Genomic DNA, 18,014 nt, shown 5'->3' on the forward strand with positions numbered 1-18,014 from the left:
AATGATGAGAAAATACTGTCGTATCGCATTGATGTGTATAAGTTTCATGGCTATGAGTGGTTGTCAAATGCTAAGTGGTGGAAACATTTTCGCCCCACGCCTTTCAGACGAGGCCATTACCTCTTCCGTTAAGCAGGCTATGATGAATAATAATAATTTAATGAATGTCCCTATTCAGGTAGAAACCCACCAAGGGAATGTCATGTTAAGTGGTTATGTAAAAACCATTCGTCAAAGCGATACTGCAGGGGATGTGGCCTCAAAAGTCCCTGGGGTGAAGTCCGTACAAAATAATTTAATCGTGCGTAAATGGTAAGCGAATAAAATTGCTTACCCAGCGAAGTAATGACAATCGCAGCCTGGGTGAAACGAAGTGAAGCCCGGGTTTCGGTCTTCCCCATTTCCCCTCTCTCGAAATGATAGGATGAGGCTCTTCGCGGGAGAAAGCAGGGGAGAGGGAAGATTTCTGATATAAAAAACGTCAGAACATTACCTATTTAAAGTAAGCAAATTTCCGCTAAAGATGTATCTAAATTCTTTTCTTGCAACAATTCTTCAAACTCGGCCACGCTATGTGGTTGTGACCAAAAATGCACAACATTTCTTCTCTGCGCACAAACGTTCCGTATAGCTTCGATATATCGTTGTTGAATGTGTGGGGTTAATTGATCTTCTTTATCCAGTTTTTCTTGAATTTGATTTAACAAATTTGTTTTCCATTGGCTATAGGTGTTTGTTTTGCGATCGTTGGCTTGATTGGCTATATTCATTTTAAGCCTTTCTATGATGTTTAATAATTTAACGTGGTTTTCTTCGAAATCAATTTTAGAGGGGATCTCCTCTTCAACTTCGATAATCATCTCTTGCTGAAGATTTAAATGGGTAATTAATTGTTCTGCAGTGACTGATGCCCACTCAATGGTAAAAAGCTTAGGCTTATGTCTTAGTATTAATTCAATTAATTCGCCATTGGCTTGTTGCCAATTGGCTAGCCCATCTTCGGTTTCATCAAAACTTGATCTGTTCGTTATTAAACCTTTAATTTGTTGCACGGTCACAGGCTTAAGTTTTTCAACAATACTCTCTGTAGGTATTGAATATTCACTGACTTGCGCAGTAAAGGTAAGTTGTGGGTTGAAAAAATAAACCTGGCAACCTTTCACGCCATTGGTGTGAAGTTTTTGAGCCAGATAGGCTACTATTTCTTTGGGATTTGTCGTAGATGATAAATCACCTGTCAGTGAGTCATAGCTATAATAAGTGTTTTTTCGTTTCACTAATGAAATAGTATGGCCTTCCATACGAATAGTTATACCTTGAGGAGCATTTAATCGATTAACCAGCTCTTCGAATTGCTCATAAAGGGAGGGTTGATTATCTTTAGGTAGTAATTTCAACAACTCCTCCTCAGTAATCGTCGACCAATCGATACTAACCTCTGGGATTTTTCTTCTGATTGCTCCAATGGCGTCAAAATTGAACGCATAAAATTCTTCATTGAGAATACCCTCTTCAAAATAATTATTACGGTTAGCTAACAAATGTCTCACTTCGAGGGCACTGATTGGTACAAAGACTTCAATAGAGTCTGGCAATTGAAAGGAGTCAGAAAAATATTGCTGATAAACGGTGGTTTCCAATAAACCCTCACCATCGTCCCAAACGGAAAATCGTTTTTTATATTCATTTTGAGCCCAGTCTTGTGTTCTGATAATTTCTACAGGCATTGCAGATTCATTTTGGGCAGTTAGTATTGCTTTGATAACGCCTATGCTTATTAACGTGCAAGCGTTTACAGTTTGTGGATTGGTGAGGTGGACTATTTTCATTTCATATACTCGGCAAGGTTGGTATTTGTAGCAATTATACGGATGAAAGATTAAAGAAATATTAAATGGTAATTCCCGAAGATTAAAGGCTTTGCACAGGACAAAGATTTAGAGTCGCGTCGTTGCGAGCGCCAGCGAAGCAATCAGTGTGATTTAAACATAATTCTTTTTTGATTTGCTAACTTAACTCTGTTCGCAACGATGACAGATCAAAATTCATCCTGTACTAAGGTTAGACGCAAGTATAATCGGGAAGAATTAGCAGAAAGCAAAAAGAAAATGAGGCCAAATCTTTCAAAAAAGCCAGAATAATATCAGGGAAAGTTAATTGCATGCCAGTATGCTCTTAGAATTATGGTTTGTGAGAGTATCAGGACTTCTTTTTTGCCACTATTTTAAAAGTTACCTTAACCTCATCTTTAATTTCCTCGGTGCTTGCCCACTCTCCCTGGCCAACGCCGAAAGTACTACGTTTTATCGTGGTTTCTCCTTCAACTAACGCTGTTCCTGGAGAAACCTCATTAGCGGTAAATACTAATTTTACAGGTGCAGATTTATCACGAATGGTTAATGTGCCATTCGCTTCATAGGTTTTATCACTTGTTTTATTAAAATTGCTGGATTTAAATTCAGCAGTTGGGAAAAGTTTAATATTAAACCAATCGGAGGTAATTAGGGTGTCTTTTAAATCGCTATAAGAAGCTGAAAGTGAAGTCATATCCACAAAAATAGTTACACTGCTTGCTTTATAATTTTCGGGGTCTATTAAAATGTTGCCTGAAAATTTTTTAAATTCACCGGAAGCGGGGGCATTATTTTGTGTTGCAGTAAAACGGAGTTTACTTTCATCTGGAATAATCTCCCATTCACTGACAGCAGCATGGATAAACGTTGCTGTTAGTGCAAAAAGTAAACCCACGAGAAGTCTTAATGAGTTGATTTTCATGGAATCATTCTCCGCAGGATGTCGTCTTTGTCAATAAAATGATGTTTTAAGGCAGCAGCTGTATGCAGAAGGATAAAGGCAATGAGCCCATAAGCCAACCATTCGTGGATTTCCTCAAAAAGAGGTCTTAATTCTTCATTGGGCGCTATTAAATCAGGTAACGTTATCAAACCAAAAAAAGAGGCAGGAAGACCTGCTGCTGAAGTGATTAACCAACCTGTAATTGGCAAGGCAAACATAAACCCATAAAAAATCCAATGAACAGCACGCGCAGCAAATTTTTCCCACCAAGGTAATAGCAGGATGGGCGAGGTATTAATCCAGCGCCAAAGTAACCTTAAAATGGTCAGTCCTAGTACCAGGAAGCCAAACTCTTTATGCCAGCCATAAAGCTTAAGCTTCTGCAGGCTGATAGGCAGTCTTACCATATAAAGCCCCAGGATGATAAGCCCAATCATTAAAATGGCTATTAGCCAGTGAAAAAAAATACTGACAAGTCCGTATGCACTCTCACTGTTTTTTACCCGCATCATTATTTTCCTGATGAGCTGTTGGTGTTTTAGAGGCTTCATCGGCTTTGTAAGCTTCCGCCTCAATCGTAATTTTAACCTCATCACCTACTTTTGGAATAAAAGCGTTTATACCAAAATCGGATCGTTTGAGGGTGGTGGTAGCACTAAATCCAGCGGTCATTTTCTCATTGATGGGGTTTTTGCCAACTTTATTTAACGTCACGTCTAAAATCACTGGTTTGGTAACGCCATGTAAGGTTAAGGTACCATACACTTTTGCCGAGTTATCAGAAAGCACCTCCACCTTATTACTAACAAAAGTGGCAGTTGGAAAACGTTGTACATCAAAGAAAAGTTTTGCTTTTAAATGTTTATCCAACTCAGGGATGCCAGTAATCATATCAGCGATTTTAACCGTGGCTTCTACTTTACTGTTTTCAGGTTTTTCTTTATCCAGAACAAGTGTTCCCTTGACATACCATTTACCAGATTGGGTAGAAAAGCCCAAGTGCTTGACTTGCCAAAGTACATAACTATGTTGATCATCCAATATTAATTTTTCTGCACAGAACGCAGGGAAAGAGATTGGTAATAGCAGCATAAAATGCCAAAAGCCACGTATAAAATTCCTTATCATCACAACACACTCCCTTTATGTTGTATCAATTAGAAGAATCTGGTTTATCTTCTGCTGTCAAACGGCCACCAACAAGTCGCTCACAGATTCCTTTGGGAAGAAAAATATAAGCGTCAGCCTGATTATCCTTAGTGGAGGAACCGGCACAAGACGCGGTGGCTGTTGCGCAATCATTCATACCTGCTTTTACTATGCCATAACATTTTTCAGTAGTTTGTTTTGATTGATCACTAGCAATGGCTGCATCAGCAGTCAGGGTTAGAAAAGCAGTAATAGCGGAAGCAACAAGCAATTCTTTTTGTTTCATGATAACTCCTGTTTAAGTTTAATTTCCGATAACAATTCCGATTGTATCCAGCCTTTCAAGAGGGAGGCTGCGTGCATGCCAACCTGTTCCTCACGATGCCATTCACATAATCCGGCACAAATTTCACCGAAATTAGACCCATGAATCATTGCTTTCATCGCCCAGTTTTCATCTGCAGTTAAAGAAGAAAAACGACTGATGTAACTGCTGCGCCATATTGCCCAAGCGGTGGCTTCCAGTTGTTTTATTGGTTCTGGAGGTGTTTGCTCATTAGTGATAGCTTGCCATATAGGTACTATATTCCAATAAAAGAGTTTTTGTTGCAAGGAAGGATGAGGAATAAAGGTCATTGTCGCCCAACACTCTGGATTAACAGTAGTCACGTTTTCAATAGTAACAATTGGCGCATCCGGTGCATCGAAAGCTAAAGCGAGACTCCATTCAAACTGAGCCAATTCAGCCAGACAATCTTCCCCTATGCTTTTTAAATAAACGCTAAAATTATCACCAAACCAACGAATTGAACGATAGGAAGAAGGATTTTTTTCTAAATAGGCAAGTCCCATTTTTTGAAAAGCTGCAAGACCTATGTAGCGTTTTAATATAGGGTAATTATTTGCAAGGCATTCCAATAATCGAATGCGATAGGCATCACGGTAAATGGCAAGACGCTTTGTTGCTGATACCTTTTCTGAGCCCATTATAACTTGTTCTATGGTTGAAGACCCAGAAAGCAAATAATTTTGAAACATTTCCTGCAGGTGGAGTAAATTATTCATTGGCTTATCTCATCCACTGATTGGGCTATTTTTTTAGCTTCTTCCAGCTCTAATAATAATTCTGCCAGGGGAGGTATATTATCATCCCGTTCAATCATAGTGGATATTGGTCCGAAGCGTTTGATGGCTTCAGCATACAAATCCCAAACAGGTTGAATAACGGGAGCATCATGGGTATCAATAATGTAATCACCAAAATTGGAATGCCCGGCCAGGTGGATTTGAGCAACCCGTTGTGCGGGAATACCGTCTAAATAATCCAGCGCGTTAAATTGATGATTAATGGAACTGACGTAAATATTATTGACATCACATAGCAGGTAGCAATCTGCACGATTCGCAATTTCGGCAATAAATTCCCACTCCTTCATTTCCGATTCTTTGTAGCTAAGATAACTGGAAACGTTTTCAATGAGTATCTGGCGTCCGAAATACTCTTGGATTTGATGAATGCGCAAAACAATATGTTCAATGGCATCCAGAGTATAAGGAATGGGCAATAAATCATGCAAATTTAAACCATTAATTCCCGTCCAACACAAATGATCAGAAATCCATTGCGGTTCAATACGCGCTGCCAACTCTTTGACTTGTTTAAGATACTCCCAGTCAAGAGCATCAGTGCTGCCAATAGATAGGGAGACGCCATGCATGACAATAGGATAGTGTTCTCGAATTTTATCTAAAAAATAAAGCGGCTTTCCGCCAGGAATTAAATAATTCTCAGTAATTATTTCAAACCAATCAATGGTCGGCATAGTTTGCAATACTTCTTCATAATGTTCAGGACGCAATCCAAGACCAAAACCAAGGTAAGGTATTTTTCGCTGTATAGGAGAAATCATAAGACACTGTATGCGATAATTAAGCTCAGGCGGTTTTTAAAACCACCTGGCTTATAACTATTATTAAGAAGAAGAGGAGTCACTGGAGTTGTTATTGTTTGACGATGAATCAACCACAGTACCACCCGCTTTTTCACATTCCTCTTTAGTCATCAGGGTAATGCCTTGACCTTTACAGGAATTTTCACCTTTACAAGAGTTAGTAGCGGTTTTGCAAGCGCTCTGACCTTTGCAAGAATTAACGCCTTTACACTGAATTTGTGCACTAGAAGCATCAGAGTTCGAAGAGGCGAACACTGGGGCGATAGAGAACATTGCTGCTGCACCAACAGCTAACGCTGCACCGGTTAATTTCATTTTATCCATAACAATTCCTTCGTTAATAATACCCTTAAAACCAATAACTTAACAGTTAATGGCCGCCATTAGCAGAAATAGTGTAGAGAGGTCAAATTAAGACTGTCAAGAATTTACCAAAAAAAAATAACCTTACCAATGAAGTGAGAAAAATACTAGGGCGCATGTTTACAATTTATCCTACGGTTTTATAGATAATGCATAAGTCGTAGGATAAATCTATAAATAAGCCCTAAAAGCTGCTAGATGAAATAACTCGTTGGTTCATTATTATTAGACAATTCATTTTCTGAAGGCTTTCTTTTTTCTGTATTAAAAAAGAAGTTAAAATCCCTTGGTGAGGGAAAGTCATCGGAAAGAGTCCTGGGTGTTTCAGCTGTTGAAGCCCGGTCGGTCCTTGGACTTCCTGCCATGGATGATGTTTCTTCAGAAATGGTTCCTCTTCTCCCAAAGAGTTCAAGCATCCTGGAGGCGCTATTATGTCTTGAGGGTCTGGCAATGTTAAAAGCAGACGGAGGCATTTCTTCAACTGCCTTACTTTCTTTTTTTTCAGTTAAAACTAACCTCGTGTTGGAGTTCAGTGTAAGTTCTGGAACCAGGAGATTAAGTTGAGAAAATCCAAATTTTGATAGCTTTTTTCGAGGCTTTTCTCTTTTCTCGAGTGCTTTGATTTCCTGATCAGTTGCTGACTCCTCCTTAAATGCGGTAGCTTCGCTGACGGTACAGTCAGATGATAGACAGGAGGAGCTCTGCTCTTCAACATCAATACTTAACTCATTTAAGTGAGGTGTTGTCGTAAATTTTACGACTGTTACTATTTCAAAGATGAGCTTAAGAAGTGGGTCGGTAACCAATGTATAATACTTTTCACGAGTTTCAGTTTTTTGGACTAATGTTGCTGGTTTCATACTCATATCATATAAAAGTTGTAAGTCGGTGAGAGTATCAAGTGACATCAAATTATTGCTTAATAGTACTTCATTAATAAATGATGTGAGATAAGCAAAGTAATTTGTGAATTCAGGGATAGTCGCCTCTAGCGTTTTAAAGATCTTTTTTTGTGTATGAATGAAAGAATAACTCTCAATGAAAGCCGCATGATAATATCTTGCATATTTCCCTGATTCTAAAAGGCTTGCATTACGTTGAAGCCCGGTAACTATCATTTCCACTTCACTAAGAACCTTTTGAGTGTCTAAGTTTTTTGACGATTTTTTTATCGCCAGTAACTCAGTGGGAAGATTATTTCCAAGCCGGTTAATATGTTTAAAAAAAACTGTAACAAGTTCTCCAAAATGGAATAAAGAAGATTGAAATTTACTAAAGATAGAAAACGTTAACTTAATATCTTCTTCATCGAGGCTGCTTTTATTGATTTTAATAACAATTTTTTTAAATTCTGTGATTACTTTATTTGCAGATAAAGATTGTTCATTAGTTAATGAAATCTCCATTTTACTCCACAAGGAGAGAAGTTCATTTAACTTTATACTAATTACTTGGACAATAAGATTTTGCGTTAGATTTATTTTGGGTTTGCTGCTTTTTTCATTGTAAATATTATATAAAAATCCATTAAGTTCAATGGTGAAATTTTTTATATTTTCTATAAATACATCGATTTTTTTATTGCGTTCAATCATGTCAATTGTTGCTAAAATGGACATAAATTGAGTGAATTGTTCTTCCAGTTTATTGTGGACAATGTTTTGATTAAGAAAATTAATAATAGGTGACGCAATGTCCCTGATCGCATAGATTAGTCTAGTTATTATTTTTTCAAAATCAATTTTTTTTATTTTGGCAGAAGCAGCTGTGGTTTTGAGCGTTCTTAGAGGTTTATTTCTTATGATTTTAGGTTGATCCGATTTTAAAGAAGCTTGTTTAATAATGACATCAATGATTTCTTTATAGGGTCTGATTTTTTCATCCTTAAAAGTTTCTATTAATTTATTGGTGAGGGTAATCGTATTAAAAAGTCTTTCGACAAATTCAGAGTTATCCTCAGCAAATATTTCAGGTTTTAGCGTATCATATCTTTCTTGTATTTTTTTTAGTTCCAGAAGAATAGCTTCAACGGCATCAGCCTGATTTATAAAAACTTCATTATTTTTCGATGTATTATCCGCTATATTTGTATTAGCTTCGATGTTATCGAAGACATAATTTTTCCAGGGACTGCTAAGAAAAATTTCAGCATTTGTTGCTTGATATTCTTTGTTTACCTTAAGATTTGTAGAATAAAACGCACTTGCCATTGTTTTGTATTTTTTTAATAATAATTTTAAGTAAAATGCATCTTGACTTACTTTAATAATCTCTAAATAGGCATTTGAAAGACGTAGTTGCAAATCTAAAAATTTAAAGGTTATTTGGAATTCTCTTTTTGTTTTTATGGTTGGAGCATTGGTATTGCTTTCAGCGAGTAATCGAAACATATTTACTTCCTTTTATCTGACAATTCGATATTAACAAAAATTGATTATATTTATTAAAAGATAAAAAATTTTGTAATGTGTTAACATTTTGGGTGCTGTAATAAAGAAAGAAAATAGGTAAATTTACCCATCCATTTCTAGTAGTCAGGAGGGTATTTAAAGACTAACTTCGAAGTTTAGTAATTATAAAAATTGAAACAGTTATTCATAAGCAGCAAGTGCTGCTTTGATTTGCGTGCGTTGCCCAAGGTGTTAATACCACTCGGCTAAATGTTAATCGAATAACTTTTTAGATAGCATGCGGTTGAATCCAACCCATACTGAATGCCAAAAATAAAAATAAAAACAACATTAACGATAATCCAATACGCCAGGTTAATGCTTTGACAGTGCGTTTGGTTTTGCCTTCATCCCGGACCAGAAAGACCAGACTACTTCCTAATGCGATTAAAATAATCAGCATCACAATAAGGATGATAGCTTTAGTGAACATTTGTTATACTCCACATTTTTGAGTTCGTCTGTGAACTTATTACTGACTGAAGATAAAAATGTTGAGTTTAACCTGTTTTAAGCATCGTTTCACGCCAAATTGGAAAATGGCTGTTTTAACCTGTATTGGGATATTGTTTTTTAGCCGCTTGGGATTTTGGCAGTTACATCGAGCTGAAGAAAAAAAACAAATGTTGGCAATGCAATCTAAATTTGCCACAGAGTCCCCTATTCATTGGCAACCTGATTTGTCTTTACCAAAGCAATATCAGCGAATAATAATGAAAGGGAAGTTTTTACCAAAAACAATTTTATTAGATAATCAACATTATCAACATCAATTTGGTTATGACATTCTCTCGCCCTTATTGTTGCCGTCGGGTTCTGTTGTATTGGTTGATCGAGGATGGATGGCCGGGGATCTTTCACGGCAAACATTTCCCTCACCCCAAGTACCGGATGAAATTTTGAATATTGTAGGCAGTGCCTATTACCCTTCTAAAACTTTACTTATAGGGGCTGCGTTTGAAAAAAAGGCAAATGCTATTCTGATAGAGCGTATTGATACTGATTTGATCAGTCAACTTTTGCATAAACCGCTCTATCCGTTTATCATTCGCCTCGACAAAGCAGAAAAGCATGGGTATGTGCGGGAGTGGGCTATTGTTGCGATGCCTCCAGAGCGTCACTATGCCTATGCAGTACAATGGTTCGCTTTGGCTTTTGTATGTCTTGTTTTATTTGTGGTACTAAATTTTAAAAAAATGAATGAAAATGACCAAACGTAAGTCTTTAATTTTACTAATGCTAGTAGTGGTATTTGCAGCACCTGGCATAGCTGCCTACTTATTTTTTACTCATCCCCAGTGGCTTGGAACTTCAACCACCAATCGAGGGATGCTATTGACTCCAGCGGTTCAATTTGTCGATATGGAGGAAAAAAATAAATGGCGCCTTATTCTTTGGAGCCCTGACACATGTAGCAAACGTTGCCATGAACAGCTTGACAAGCTGGCAAGAATTCGTCTCGCTTTGGGGCGACATTTGTATCAAGTGGAGCTATGGTTAATTACAGGAGAGCAAACCTCTCTTCCTGCCTCTTTACTCAATTTATTAAAAGACGAAGATATTAAGATACGCCAGTTATCTTCTCATGAGCAACAACAGTTCAAAATTTTACAATCAGAACCGCAAGTGTTTATTGCCAATCCCGCGGATTATCTTATTCTAACCTATGCGTTGAATGCCAAATCTGAGGCAATATTTCATGATATTAAACACTTATTAAGCGTGGAAAAAACGAATGGTTGAGCAAAAACAAATTAGATTCATCCGATGGGCTGCAACGCTAGCTGTAGTTTTGGCACTGTTTGTAGTAATGCTTGGTGCCTATACTCGCCTCACTGATGCTGGTTTAGGATGCCCTGATTGGCCTGGATGTTATGGCCATCTCGTTTTGCCGAAGAGCCAACATGCGCTGGCTTCGGCCCAGGATCAATATCCACAGATACCCATTGAAAGCAAAAAAGCCTGGACGGAGATGGCCCACCGCTATGCCGCAGGTACTCTGGGGATGTTGATTTTTTTTATCGCAGGCGGCGTTTTGATAAGGCGCATCCAAGGATTAAAATTACCCTGGGAATTGCCAGCAATTTTAGTCCTTTTGGTTTTATTTCAAGCCGCCCTGGGGATGTGGACTGTCACTTTAAAATTGTTACCTGTCGTTGTGATGGGACATTTATTGGGTGGTATCGTCATTTTTTCCTGTTTAAGCCGTTTTCGTTTACAACTAAGTGCTGTAAAAACAGCAATGCTTCCTCGATGGGGTTTTTGGATGGGGCTTGGCGTTGCCGTAGTATTTTTTCAAATAGCCTTAGGGGGGTGGGTAAGTTCAAACTATGCAGGTATCGCGTGTATTGGTTTTCCCCAATGTAATGGACAGTGGTTACCGCCCTTACATCTTACAGAGGGTTTTAATTTATTTGCACAGGTGGGTGAGAATTACCAGGGTGGTCTTCTTGATAATGAGGTAAGGATGACCATTCAATACATCCATCGATTGGGGGCAATCATTACCGCAATTTATGTGCTGGTGTTATCATTACTCTGTCTTGCAAAAACTTCAGAAAAAACGCTACACCGTTGTGCATTACTCGCTATTTTACTGTTGCTTGTGCAATTTTGCCTTGGTATTGCCAATGTAATTTATTTGTTGCCTTTATGGGTTGCTGTAGCTCATAACGGTGTGGCAGCCTTATTACTGGCAACCATGCTCATGATGCTATATCTTACTCAAGGGAGACCTGTCAATGCGCACTAAATGTGATTCAAGGTTAAGTGTAAATTGGCGTGACTATATAGAGCTTTGCAAGCCACGCGTAGTAGCACTCATGTTACTTACCGTGATTGTAGGCATGTATTTGGCGTCTCCCGGTTGGATCCCTCTCTCAACGCTGATTACTTCTCTTTTGGGCATAGCCTGTTGCGCCGGCAGTGCTGCGGCTATTAATCATTTAGTCGATAAACGCATCGACGCAATAATGGCTCGAACGAGTAAAAGACCAGTTGCGCAGGGACGTGTTTCTGTAAAACAAGCCCTTTCTTTTGCATTTATATTAGGTTCATTGGGGCTGATGATTTTAATAGTATTTGTGAACAGTCTTACAGCACTACTCACTTTTGTAACACTAATTGGATATGCAGGTGTTTATACTGGTTATTTAAAGCGAGCTACGCCGCAAAATATTGTTATTGGAGGCTTAGCGGGCGCTGCACCACCTCTATTAGGGTGGACAGCAGTAACTAATCACTTAGATCCACAAGCCCTGTTGTTGGTATTGATTATCTTCACCTGGACACCTCCTCATTTTTGGGCTTTGGCTATTTATCGATTCGAGGAATATAAAAATGCAGAAATTCCTATGTTACCGGTCACGCATGGTGTGGCGTTTACTAAACTAAATGTCCTTTTGTATACTATTTTGCTGCTGGTAGTCAGTGTTTTGCCTTTTATCGTAGGGATGAGCAGTTGGTTATATTTGACGGGTGCTTTATTGCTGGGATTGCGTTTTTTATACTGGGCTGTTGTTTTATTCAGAAGTGACAAGGCAGTAGTAGCTATGCGGACTTTTCGCTTTTCTATTGTTTATTTAATGATGTTATTTGTCTTTTTACTCGTTGACCATTATATCTAAGGGGATAAAATGTCTGCAAAAGTTAATTCCAGAGTTCTGGTAGGGGCGATTTTTCTTGCTTTCATTGCCATTCTTGGGGGTATGTTTGCTGCTCAGTACTTAAATACGGGCAAAAAAATTAATACCGAACAATTTAATGGTACCTATCTAGAAACCCCTCGAGAAATCAACCAATTTACACTGACAGGTGTTGATAACCAACCTTTTAATAATCAAAGCTTAAAAGGTCAATGGACAATGATTTTTTTTGGTTTTACCAATTGTGGTTATTTATGTCCGACTACAATGGCAGAGTTAGCCAAGATGTATCGCACACTTGAAGAAGAAGGTGTGCAACCCTTGCCGCGCGTCGTGATGGTTTCTATTGATCCAGATAGGGACAATCTGGAGAAGCTTAATCAGTATGTTAAAGCGTTTGATCCTCATTTTTATGGAGCCAGGGGTTCTGATGAAATCGTTAAACAAATGACACGCGAAATGGGAATAGCCTATGCCAAGATAGCGATTCCCAATGATAATGATCCTCATAATTATGATGTTCAACACAGTGGAGCGGTAATGGTGTTCAATCCAAACGGTGAGCTTAATGCATTTTTCACTACTCCCCATCAAGCCAATCTTTTGGCAAAAGATTATCAACTTCTGGTGTCCTAACGTTAACTCATTGAATTTCATCATCACGTTATACCCGAAAGTATGTCGGGTATAACAATACCTGCAGTCAGGCATTAAATTCTCTGGGAAGTTATATGCTAAGGTTCAAATTTTGAGCTAGGCTTTTCTTATCATCACAAAAAATAATAATGTAAAGGAAGTTTGATCCATGAAAATTGCGATTTTATCCACTAACGCTCAGCTTTATTCACACCAGCGATTAAAAGCAGCTGGTGAGGAGGCAGGTCATGAGATCAGCATCATTAATCCACTTTACTGTTACATGAATGTGGCTACTTCAAATCCGAAAGTGCATTATCGCGGAGGCGAGGCATTGCCAAAATTTGATGCAGTTATACCTCGAATAGGTGCTTCTTTGACTTTTTATGGTACGGCTTTATTGCGTCACATGGAAACCATGGGGATGTATACGCTCAATGAGTCAATCGCCATTTCACGATCACGGGATAAATTCAGGGCATTACAACTTCTGGCACGGAAAGGCATCCCTTTGCCACGCACAACGTTTGCCTTATCCCCAGATGATACCGATGATTTGATTCGTATGGTTGGAGGCGCTCCTGTAGTTATTAAATTATTAGAAGGAACGCAGGGTAAAGGTGTAATTTTGGCGGACAGTCACCAATCAGCAGTCAGCATCATCAATGCATTTAAAGAAATGTCAACCAACATCCTTGTCCAAGAATTTATCGAGGAATCAAAAGGGACGGATATTCGTTGCTTTGTGATTGGGGATAAAGTAGTTGCAGCGATAAAACGCCAGGCTAAGGAAGGGGAGTTTAGGGCAAATGTACATCAGGGTGGAAAAGCATTAAAAATAAAACTATCGCCACAAGAACGCTCTATCGCTGTTGCTGCAGCTAAAACTATGGGATTGAAGGTAGCCGGGGTCGATTTAATTCGTTCAAGTCATGGGCCTTTAGTCCTGGAGATTAATTCATCTCCAGGCTTGGAGGGTATCGAAAAAGCTACCCACGTCAATATTGCAGGTAAAATTATTCAATACATCGAAAAAAATGCAAAGCCTAAGAGTGTTAATCAAAGGTTCCAAGGATGAAGATAAGAGCGCCAATTATTGTTGCTGACGAAGCAATCAAGGCAGGACAATCCCGCTGTGTCAAACTTTCATTGACTATGCTTTATACGTCTACGCCCATTGAAATTCCCGTTTATGTATTTCATGGAAAAAAAGAAGGCCCCATTCTGTTTGTCACTGCAGCTATTCATGGTGATGAAATTAATGGCGTTGAAATCATCAGGAGACTACACCATGCACCACAACTAAAACGTTTGCGAGGGACGCTGATAACCATTCCTATCGTGAATGCCTATGGTTTTTTTCTACATTCACGATATTTGCCTGACAGACGTGATTTGAATCGTCAATTTCCTGGGCGAGAAAAAGGTTCAATGGCATCCAAGTTAGCCAATCTCATCATGACTGAAATCGTTGAACATTCTACACACGGTATTGATTTACACACCGGGGCAATTCATCGTTCAAATTATCCGCAGACACGTTTCAGTCATCAATGTCAGCAATCCGCCATCCTGGCTGAGGCATTTGGGGCTCCTATTATGGTTGCTGCTAATATGCGCGACGGGTCTTTACGTGAGGCCACAGATAGTCTTGGTATTCCAATGATTATCTATGAAGGAGGGGAGGCACTACGTTTTGATGAGTTAGCGATAAGAATAGGGGTCAGAGGCATTTTGAATGTCATGACTTACTTGCAAATGTTTTCTCCTTCACAAAGAAAGCTGCGAAAAAGGAAAGGGATGTTTTCTGCTATTGCCGAGTCAACATTTTGGGTTCGTGCATCAGAAAGTGGGATGATGATCAAATGCAAATCACTGGGTGCGAAAGTCGATAAAAATGAATTGCTGTGTACTATTGTTGACCCATTTGGTGATAATGAGATTAAAATTAAATGTCCCTGTGCGGGAGTTATCATTGGCAAAACCAATATTCCTTTAGTAAACGAGGGTGATGCAATTTTTCACATTGCGGTATTTGAAGACTTAAGCAATCTTCAGTTACCAGAAGAAGATATTGAGGATTGGGATTGAAACTTATTACTCATGTATGGGAAATATGCTCCGCGAGGTGACTAAAAAGGCTTTTCGCCGCAAGCTCGGAAAGGCAAGGTAAATCCTAACTTCGTTATGCCCGTTTTTTTTGCTCACTCTTGCCGATTAACCAGTCAGCATTAACCTCCAATTCATCCGCAATCACATTTAAAAGTTTTTGATCAGGGAGGGCAACCCCATTTATAAAGGCTTCTGCCTTAAATTTGGGGGTTTTTACAAGTTTGGCAAAAGCCTCGATCCTGTCTTCACTGCGAGACGGCATGCCAATAGCATCAAGCTCTTTATTTAGACGCTCTGCAAACAATCTGTAGGGCATAGTTCCTCTCGAAATAAAGTTGATATTGTAACTCTATAGCATAAAAAGAACTTTTTGCAACTTTTTGTAAAATCAATGACTTAATAAATCAGGAAGACTACTTACCCAAAGCTCATTATCGTTGACACAGGGAAGGAGAGTGAAATGGGAACCGCCCAGTTGCTGCCACTGCGCTTTAGCTCGAATTCCTATTTCTTCCAGTGTTTCAAGACAATCGGTGATAAATGAAGGACAGGCAATAGCGAGTCGCTTTATGCCATTTTTTGCTAACTCAGGAAGCATGGCATCAGTATAGGGTTTTATCCAGGGAGTTTTTCCTAAACGTGACTGAAACGAAGTCCCATATTGTTGTTCTGTTAATCCCAGCTGCAGGGCTAATGCATTGCTGGTCGTATAACACTGCGCTTTATAACAAGCCTGGTTAATTTCCGTAACGGCTGGACAAGCATTCACACAGATAGTCTGACAGTTGGCTTGCTTGAGGTGGCGCTCAGGGATACCATGATAGCTGAACAAAATAAAATCATGAGTTTCGAGGTGCGGTTGAATTAGGGTTGCTTGCGCCTTTATAAAAGATGGATGTTTATAGAAGTCACGAATAACTTTCAAGGAAGGTAAAACTTTTTTAGGGGATAGCAATTGCAACACTTTTTCAATGGAGGAACCTGTCGCTGCAGAAGAAAATTGTGGGTATAAAGGCAGAATAGTAATGCGCTCACAGTTTTGCAGTTCTTTAAGAGCCGTATGCAATGAAGGCTTTCCATAGCGCATTCCTAGGGCTACTTTCCATTGATCACCAAGCTGCTGTTGTAACTTGGTTTGTAAATTGCGACTATAAAGAAGCAAGGGCGAGCCTTCCTTTGTCCAAATTGCTTGATAAGCATGTGCAGACTGTCGTGGTCTAAAAGGTAAAATCACAAGATAGAGAATTAAGTATCGAAGCGGTGCTGGCAAATCAATGACTCGTTTATCAGCGAGAAACTCTCGTAAATAATGCCTTACAGCATGAGGCTCAGGATTATCTGGGGTACCCAGATTAATTAATAACAAACCATTTTTCATAACTACTACAACTAAGTGAGATAGGGTTAACACAGCAGCTAAAGCTGCTGTATTACTTATAGTTTAGACACCAGTTTCTTCAGCTACCAGGGCAATAACATTTGAAGCATGCAAGCCTCGCTCGCCTTTTTCTAGATCATAACTTACTTGCTGTCCTGGAACCAGCGTCTTATAGCCTGTGCCATGAATTGCAGAAAAATGTACAAAAATGTCTTCACCACCACCTTCTGGAACAATAAAACCCCATCCTTTGGCATTATTGAACCATTTGACTTCGCCTATAGCCATAAATCCTCCTTTTGCTAAAGCTATCAATCGTCAACCGCCTAAGCCGTTGAGCAATTGCATTCATCCTTAAATGACAATTGTTAAAGCCACATCTTAATGTGGGTTATTTCAACATAGCTTAAAATGGACCTAAGTCTCAATAGTTTTTAGAAAAAATTGTGTAATTAACACAAAAAAAGGTTAATTCCAAATAATTTTGTCTAAATAATGTGCGACTAATAAAAAAGATTAGCTTTTTGAAAATTGCTTAATAGTTAAAAAAATGAGTCTCACGCAAAGTAGCTATAAATCGTTGTGCATCTGGACTAAGTTTGTGGCCTTTGCGATAAATAATAAAGTAGGGTACGTGCAATGCTTCATGCTCATAAATGGTAGTTAATTCTTTATCAATAATATTTTTAGGAATAAAACACCATCCCAAACTTAATTTAGCCAATTTTAATAGAGCATAAATCGGCTCAGCCTCATGTCGGACAGTGATAGTGAGGTTTTTTCTAAATACATATTCTTCTAAAACTTGCCTGGGTGGCGCATATTTGGGCATTACAATCCCAGGATATTCTAAAATTTTACGCAGATTTAAATTTTTTTCTTTAAATAAAGGATGGGAGCGTGAAACCTTAATCACGTAGGGCAAGGTGAATAAAGGTATTAATTCAAATTCATGAGCTATTTTGCTGCTAATGCAGTTAAGACAAATTTCTATTTCACGATTCCGTAAGGCTTTGAAGCTCATTAAGGGAGAAAGATAGCTCACTGAAAAATTTAAATTACTGTGTTCTTTACTAAAAGAAGCAAGCAAATCAGGAAGCATAAAACTGCCTATAAGAAAGTCCACGCCCACTTTCAAAGGATTTTTCTCTTTATCAAGAAATTGACGAACCGCTGACACGCCAGATTGAATAGTTTGTAATGCTTCAATGACATGAGGAAGAAAAATTTTTCCTGCCTCCGTCAAAATAAGACGATTATGTTCGCGAATAAATAAAGGAGCCTTAATTTCATTTTCAAGTGTGGCAATTCGTTTGCTAATAGCTGATTGAGTAATGTAGAGATAATCAGCTGCCAGGGTAAATGATTGAAAATCGGCTGCAGCAATAAAAGCTCTGATTTGATTTATATCCATTTTTAAGAATTGGCTGGGATCCTACTGTAAGTATAAGCAGGCTTTGTTAGAAAAATCCAAATAGTTTGTTATCTCTTGCTAAGGAAACGCGCAGAATGATGAAAAACACTGGCTGCCCAT

Annotated in this window: 22 protein-coding genes; 8 read left to right on the top strand and 14 right to left on the bottom strand. The window is 38.6% G+C overall.

The annotated features are described in order from the left end of the window. Position 1: 1 nt before the first annotated feature. Positions 2–316 carry a BON domain-containing protein gene (locus Ljam_RS00385; RefSeq protein ID WP_082651539.1) on the top strand — a complete coding sequence of 105 codons (315 nt, stop codon included), beginning with the start codon at positions 2–4 and terminating at the stop codon, positions 314–316. A gap of 181 nt (positions 317–497) precedes the next feature. Here the strand turns inward: Ljam_RS00385 and Ljam_RS00390 are convergent, their stop codons facing one another. The 10 genes from Ljam_RS00390 to Ljam_RS00435 form a co-directional block, all read right to left on the bottom strand. Beyond that, entirely contained in the window at positions 498–1,829 is a 1,332-nt protein-coding gene (locus Ljam_RS00390; RefSeq protein ID WP_143093505.1) for a hypothetical protein, read from the bottom strand. 370 nt (positions 1,830–2,199) lie between these two features. After that, positions 2,200–2,775: a YceI family protein gene (locus Ljam_RS00395; RefSeq protein WP_058448164.1), complete on the bottom strand. Its 576-nt coding sequence runs from the start codon at positions 2,773–2,775 to the stop codon at positions 2,200–2,202. Next, the gene (locus Ljam_RS00400) at positions 2,772–3,305 is read right to left on the bottom strand and encodes a cytochrome b/b6 domain-containing protein (RefSeq protein WP_058448165.1); all 534 of its coding nucleotides are present in this window, start codon (positions 3,303–3,305) and stop codon (positions 2,772–2,774) included. The genes Ljam_RS00395 and Ljam_RS00400 overlap by 4 nt, the downstream gene beginning before the upstream one ends. Then, complete coding sequence (locus tag Ljam_RS00405) at positions 3,286–3,888, bottom strand: YceI family protein (protein WP_238583668.1); 603 nt, start codon at positions 3,886–3,888, stop codon at positions 3,286–3,288. Before Ljam_RS00405 ends, Ljam_RS00400 begins: the two co-directional genes overlap by 20 nt. A 61-nt stretch (positions 3,889–3,949) precedes the next feature. Continuing rightward, a complete protein-coding gene (locus Ljam_RS00410; protein ID WP_058448166.1) occupies positions 3,950–4,231 on the bottom strand; it encodes a BufA1 family periplasmic bufferin-type metallophore in 282 nt (93 codons plus the stop codon). Continuing rightward, entirely contained in the window at positions 4,228–5,010 is a 783-nt protein-coding gene (locus Ljam_RS00415; RefSeq protein ID WP_058448167.1) for an HvfC/BufC N-terminal domain-containing protein, read from the bottom strand. Before Ljam_RS00415 ends, Ljam_RS00410 begins: the two co-directional genes overlap by 4 nt. Then, positions 5,007–5,855, bottom strand: coding sequence for an MNIO family bufferin maturase (bufB, locus tag Ljam_RS00420; protein ID WP_058448168.1), 849 nt, complete (start codon positions 5,853–5,855; stop codon positions 5,007–5,009). Before bufB ends, Ljam_RS00415 begins: the two co-directional genes overlap by 4 nt. A gap of 63 nt (positions 5,856–5,918) precedes the next feature. Then, positions 5,919–6,221 (bottom strand): BufA2 family periplasmic bufferin-type metallophore, encoded by a 303-nt coding sequence (bufA2, locus tag Ljam_RS00425; RefSeq protein WP_058448169.1) that lies wholly within the window; start codon positions 6,219–6,221, stop codon positions 5,919–5,921. A gap of 233 nt (positions 6,222–6,454) precedes the next feature. Beyond that, entirely contained in the window at positions 6,455–8,650 is a 2,196-nt protein-coding gene (locus tag Ljam_RS00430) for a hypothetical protein (protein ID WP_058448170.1), read from the bottom strand. A 289-nt stretch (positions 8,651–8,939) separates the two neighbouring features. Further along, positions 8,940–9,143, bottom strand: coding sequence for a twin transmembrane helix small protein (locus Ljam_RS00435; RefSeq protein ID WP_058448171.1), 204 nt, complete (start codon positions 9,141–9,143; stop codon positions 8,940–8,942). Positions 9,144–9,201: 58 nt separating this feature from the next. Between Ljam_RS00435 and Ljam_RS00440 the strand changes: the two genes are divergently transcribed. The 7 genes from Ljam_RS00440 to Ljam_RS00470 all read left to right on the top strand — a co-directional run bounded on the left by Ljam_RS00440 (position 9,202) and on the right by Ljam_RS00470 (position 15,081). Further along, positions 9,202–9,930 carry an SURF1 family protein gene (locus Ljam_RS00440; protein ID WP_058448172.1) on the top strand — a complete coding sequence of 243 codons (729 nt, stop codon included), beginning with the start codon at positions 9,202–9,204 and terminating at the stop codon, positions 9,928–9,930. After that, positions 9,917–10,453 carry a hypothetical protein gene (locus Ljam_RS00445; protein ID WP_238583666.1) on the top strand — a complete coding sequence of 179 codons (537 nt, stop codon included), beginning with the start codon at positions 9,917–9,919 and terminating at the stop codon, positions 10,451–10,453. Before Ljam_RS00440 ends, Ljam_RS00445 begins: the two co-directional genes overlap by 14 nt. Then, positions 10,446–11,462, top strand: a complete 1,017-nt coding sequence (locus tag Ljam_RS00450; protein WP_058448174.1) for a COX15/CtaA family protein — start codon at positions 10,446–10,448, stop codon at positions 11,460–11,462. Before Ljam_RS00445 ends, Ljam_RS00450 begins: the two co-directional genes overlap by 8 nt. Beyond that, the gene (gene cyoE / locus Ljam_RS00455) at positions 11,452–12,336 is read left to right on the top strand and encodes a heme o synthase (RefSeq protein WP_058448175.1); all 885 of its coding nucleotides are present in this window, start codon (positions 11,452–11,454) and stop codon (positions 12,334–12,336) included. Before Ljam_RS00450 ends, cyoE begins: the two co-directional genes overlap by 11 nt. Positions 12,337–12,345: 9 nt before the next feature. Continuing rightward, entirely contained in the window at positions 12,346–12,990 is a 645-nt protein-coding gene (locus Ljam_RS00460) for an SCO family protein (RefSeq protein WP_058448176.1), read from the top strand. 169 nt (positions 12,991–13,159) lie between these two features. Further along, on the top strand, positions 13,160–14,068 hold the full coding sequence (gene rimK, locus Ljam_RS00465) for a 30S ribosomal protein S6--L-glutamate ligase (protein ID WP_058448177.1): 909 nt from the start codon (positions 13,160–13,162) through the stop codon (positions 14,066–14,068). Beyond that, positions 14,065–15,081 (top strand): succinylglutamate desuccinylase/aspartoacylase family protein, encoded by a 1,017-nt coding sequence (locus Ljam_RS00470; RefSeq protein WP_058448178.1) that lies wholly within the window; start codon positions 14,065–14,067, stop codon positions 15,079–15,081. The genes rimK and Ljam_RS00470 overlap by 4 nt, the downstream gene beginning before the upstream one ends. A gap of 94 nt (positions 15,082–15,175) precedes the next feature. On the opposite strand, the gene Ljam_RS00475 is transcribed toward Ljam_RS00470, so the two are convergent. From Ljam_RS00475 to Ljam_RS00490, 4 genes are all read right to left on the bottom strand, one after another. Next, a complete protein-coding gene (locus Ljam_RS00475; protein ID WP_058448179.1) occupies positions 15,176–15,418 on the bottom strand; it encodes a hypothetical protein in 243 nt (80 codons plus the stop codon). A gap of 72 nt (positions 15,419–15,490) precedes the next feature. Next, positions 15,491–16,480, bottom strand: coding sequence for a ferrochelatase (gene hemH / locus Ljam_RS00480; protein ID WP_058448180.1), 990 nt, complete (start codon positions 16,478–16,480; stop codon positions 15,491–15,493). A 63-nt stretch (positions 16,481–16,543) separates the two neighbouring features. Continuing rightward, positions 16,544–16,768 carry a cold-shock protein gene (locus Ljam_RS00485; RefSeq protein WP_058448181.1) on the bottom strand — a complete coding sequence of 75 codons (225 nt, stop codon included), beginning with the start codon at positions 16,766–16,768 and terminating at the stop codon, positions 16,544–16,546. 247 nt (positions 16,769–17,015) lie between these two features. Beyond that, the gene (locus tag Ljam_RS00490) at positions 17,016–17,894 is read right to left on the bottom strand and encodes a LysR family transcriptional regulator (protein ID WP_058448182.1); all 879 of its coding nucleotides are present in this window, start codon (positions 17,892–17,894) and stop codon (positions 17,016–17,018) included. Positions 17,895–18,014: the final 120 nt, after the last annotated feature.

Origin of the sequence: Legionella jamestowniensis (assembly GCF_001467745.1) — a bacterium.
Classification (GTDB): domain Bacteria; phylum Pseudomonadota; class Gammaproteobacteria; order Legionellales; family Legionellaceae; genus Tatlockia; species Tatlockia jamestowniensis.

What these genes read in the sequence shown, in the direction of transcription:
- Ljam_RS00385 (WP_082651539.1), top strand. Translation starts at nt 2, where the DNA reads ATGATGAGAAAATACTGTCGTATCGCATTGATGTGTATAAGTTTCATG.
- Ljam_RS00390 (WP_143093505.1), bottom strand. Translation starts at nt 1,829, where the DNA reads ATGAAAATAGTCCACCTCACCAATCCACAAACTGTAAACGCTTGCACG.
- Ljam_RS00395 (WP_058448164.1), bottom strand. Translation starts at nt 2,775, where the DNA reads ATGAAAATCAACTCATTAAGACTTCTCGTGGGTTTACTTTTTGCACTA.
- Ljam_RS00400 (WP_058448165.1), bottom strand. Translation starts at nt 3,305, where the DNA reads ATGCGGGTAAAAAACAGTGAGAGTGCATACGGACTTGTCAGTATTTTT.
- Ljam_RS00405 (WP_238583668.1), bottom strand. Translation starts at nt 3,888, where the DNA reads ATGCTGCTATTACCAATCTCTTTCCCTGCGTTCTGTGCAGAAAAATTA.
- Ljam_RS00410 (WP_058448166.1), bottom strand. Translation starts at nt 4,231, where the DNA reads ATGAAACAAAAAGAATTGCTTGTTGCTTCCGCTATTACTGCTTTTCTA.
- Ljam_RS00415 (WP_058448167.1), bottom strand. Translation starts at nt 5,010, where the DNA reads ATGAATAATTTACTCCACCTGCAGGAAATGTTTCAAAATTATTTGCTT.
- bufB (WP_058448168.1), bottom strand. Translation starts at nt 5,855, where the DNA reads ATGATTTCTCCTATACAGCGAAAAATACCTTACCTTGGTTTTGGTCTT.
- bufA2 (WP_058448169.1), bottom strand. Translation starts at nt 6,221, where the DNA reads ATGGATAAAATGAAATTAACCGGTGCAGCGTTAGCTGTTGGTGCAGCA.
- Ljam_RS00430 (WP_058448170.1), bottom strand. Translation starts at nt 8,650, where the DNA reads ATGTTTCGATTACTCGCTGAAAGCAATACCAATGCTCCAACCATAAAA.
- Ljam_RS00435 (WP_058448171.1), bottom strand. Translation starts at nt 9,143, where the DNA reads ATGTTCACTAAAGCTATCATCCTTATTGTGATGCTGATTATTTTAATC.
- Ljam_RS00440 (WP_058448172.1), top strand. Translation starts at nt 9,202, where the DNA reads ATGTTGAGTTTAACCTGTTTTAAGCATCGTTTCACGCCAAATTGGAAA.
- Ljam_RS00445 (WP_238583666.1), top strand. Translation starts at nt 9,917, where the DNA reads ATGACCAAACGTAAGTCTTTAATTTTACTAATGCTAGTAGTGGTATTT.
- Ljam_RS00450 (WP_058448174.1), top strand. Translation starts at nt 10,446, where the DNA reads ATGGTTGAGCAAAAACAAATTAGATTCATCCGATGGGCTGCAACGCTA.
- cyoE (WP_058448175.1), top strand. Translation starts at nt 11,452, where the DNA reads ATGCGCACTAAATGTGATTCAAGGTTAAGTGTAAATTGGCGTGACTAT.
- Ljam_RS00460 (WP_058448176.1), top strand. Translation starts at nt 12,346, where the DNA reads ATGTCTGCAAAAGTTAATTCCAGAGTTCTGGTAGGGGCGATTTTTCTT.
- rimK (WP_058448177.1), top strand. Translation starts at nt 13,160, where the DNA reads ATGAAAATTGCGATTTTATCCACTAACGCTCAGCTTTATTCACACCAG.
- Ljam_RS00470 (WP_058448178.1), top strand. Translation starts at nt 14,065, where the DNA reads ATGAAGATAAGAGCGCCAATTATTGTTGCTGACGAAGCAATCAAGGCA.
- Ljam_RS00475 (WP_058448179.1), bottom strand. Translation starts at nt 15,418, where the DNA reads ATGCCCTACAGATTGTTTGCAGAGCGTCTAAATAAAGAGCTTGATGCT.
- hemH (WP_058448180.1), bottom strand. Translation starts at nt 16,480, where the DNA reads ATGAAAAATGGTTTGTTATTAATTAATCTGGGTACCCCAGATAATCCT.
- Ljam_RS00485 (WP_058448181.1), bottom strand. Translation starts at nt 16,768, where the DNA reads ATGGCTATAGGCGAAGTCAAATGGTTCAATAATGCCAAAGGATGGGGT.
- Ljam_RS00490 (WP_058448182.1), bottom strand. Translation starts at nt 17,894, where the DNA reads ATGGATATAAATCAAATCAGAGCTTTTATTGCTGCAGCCGATTTTCAA.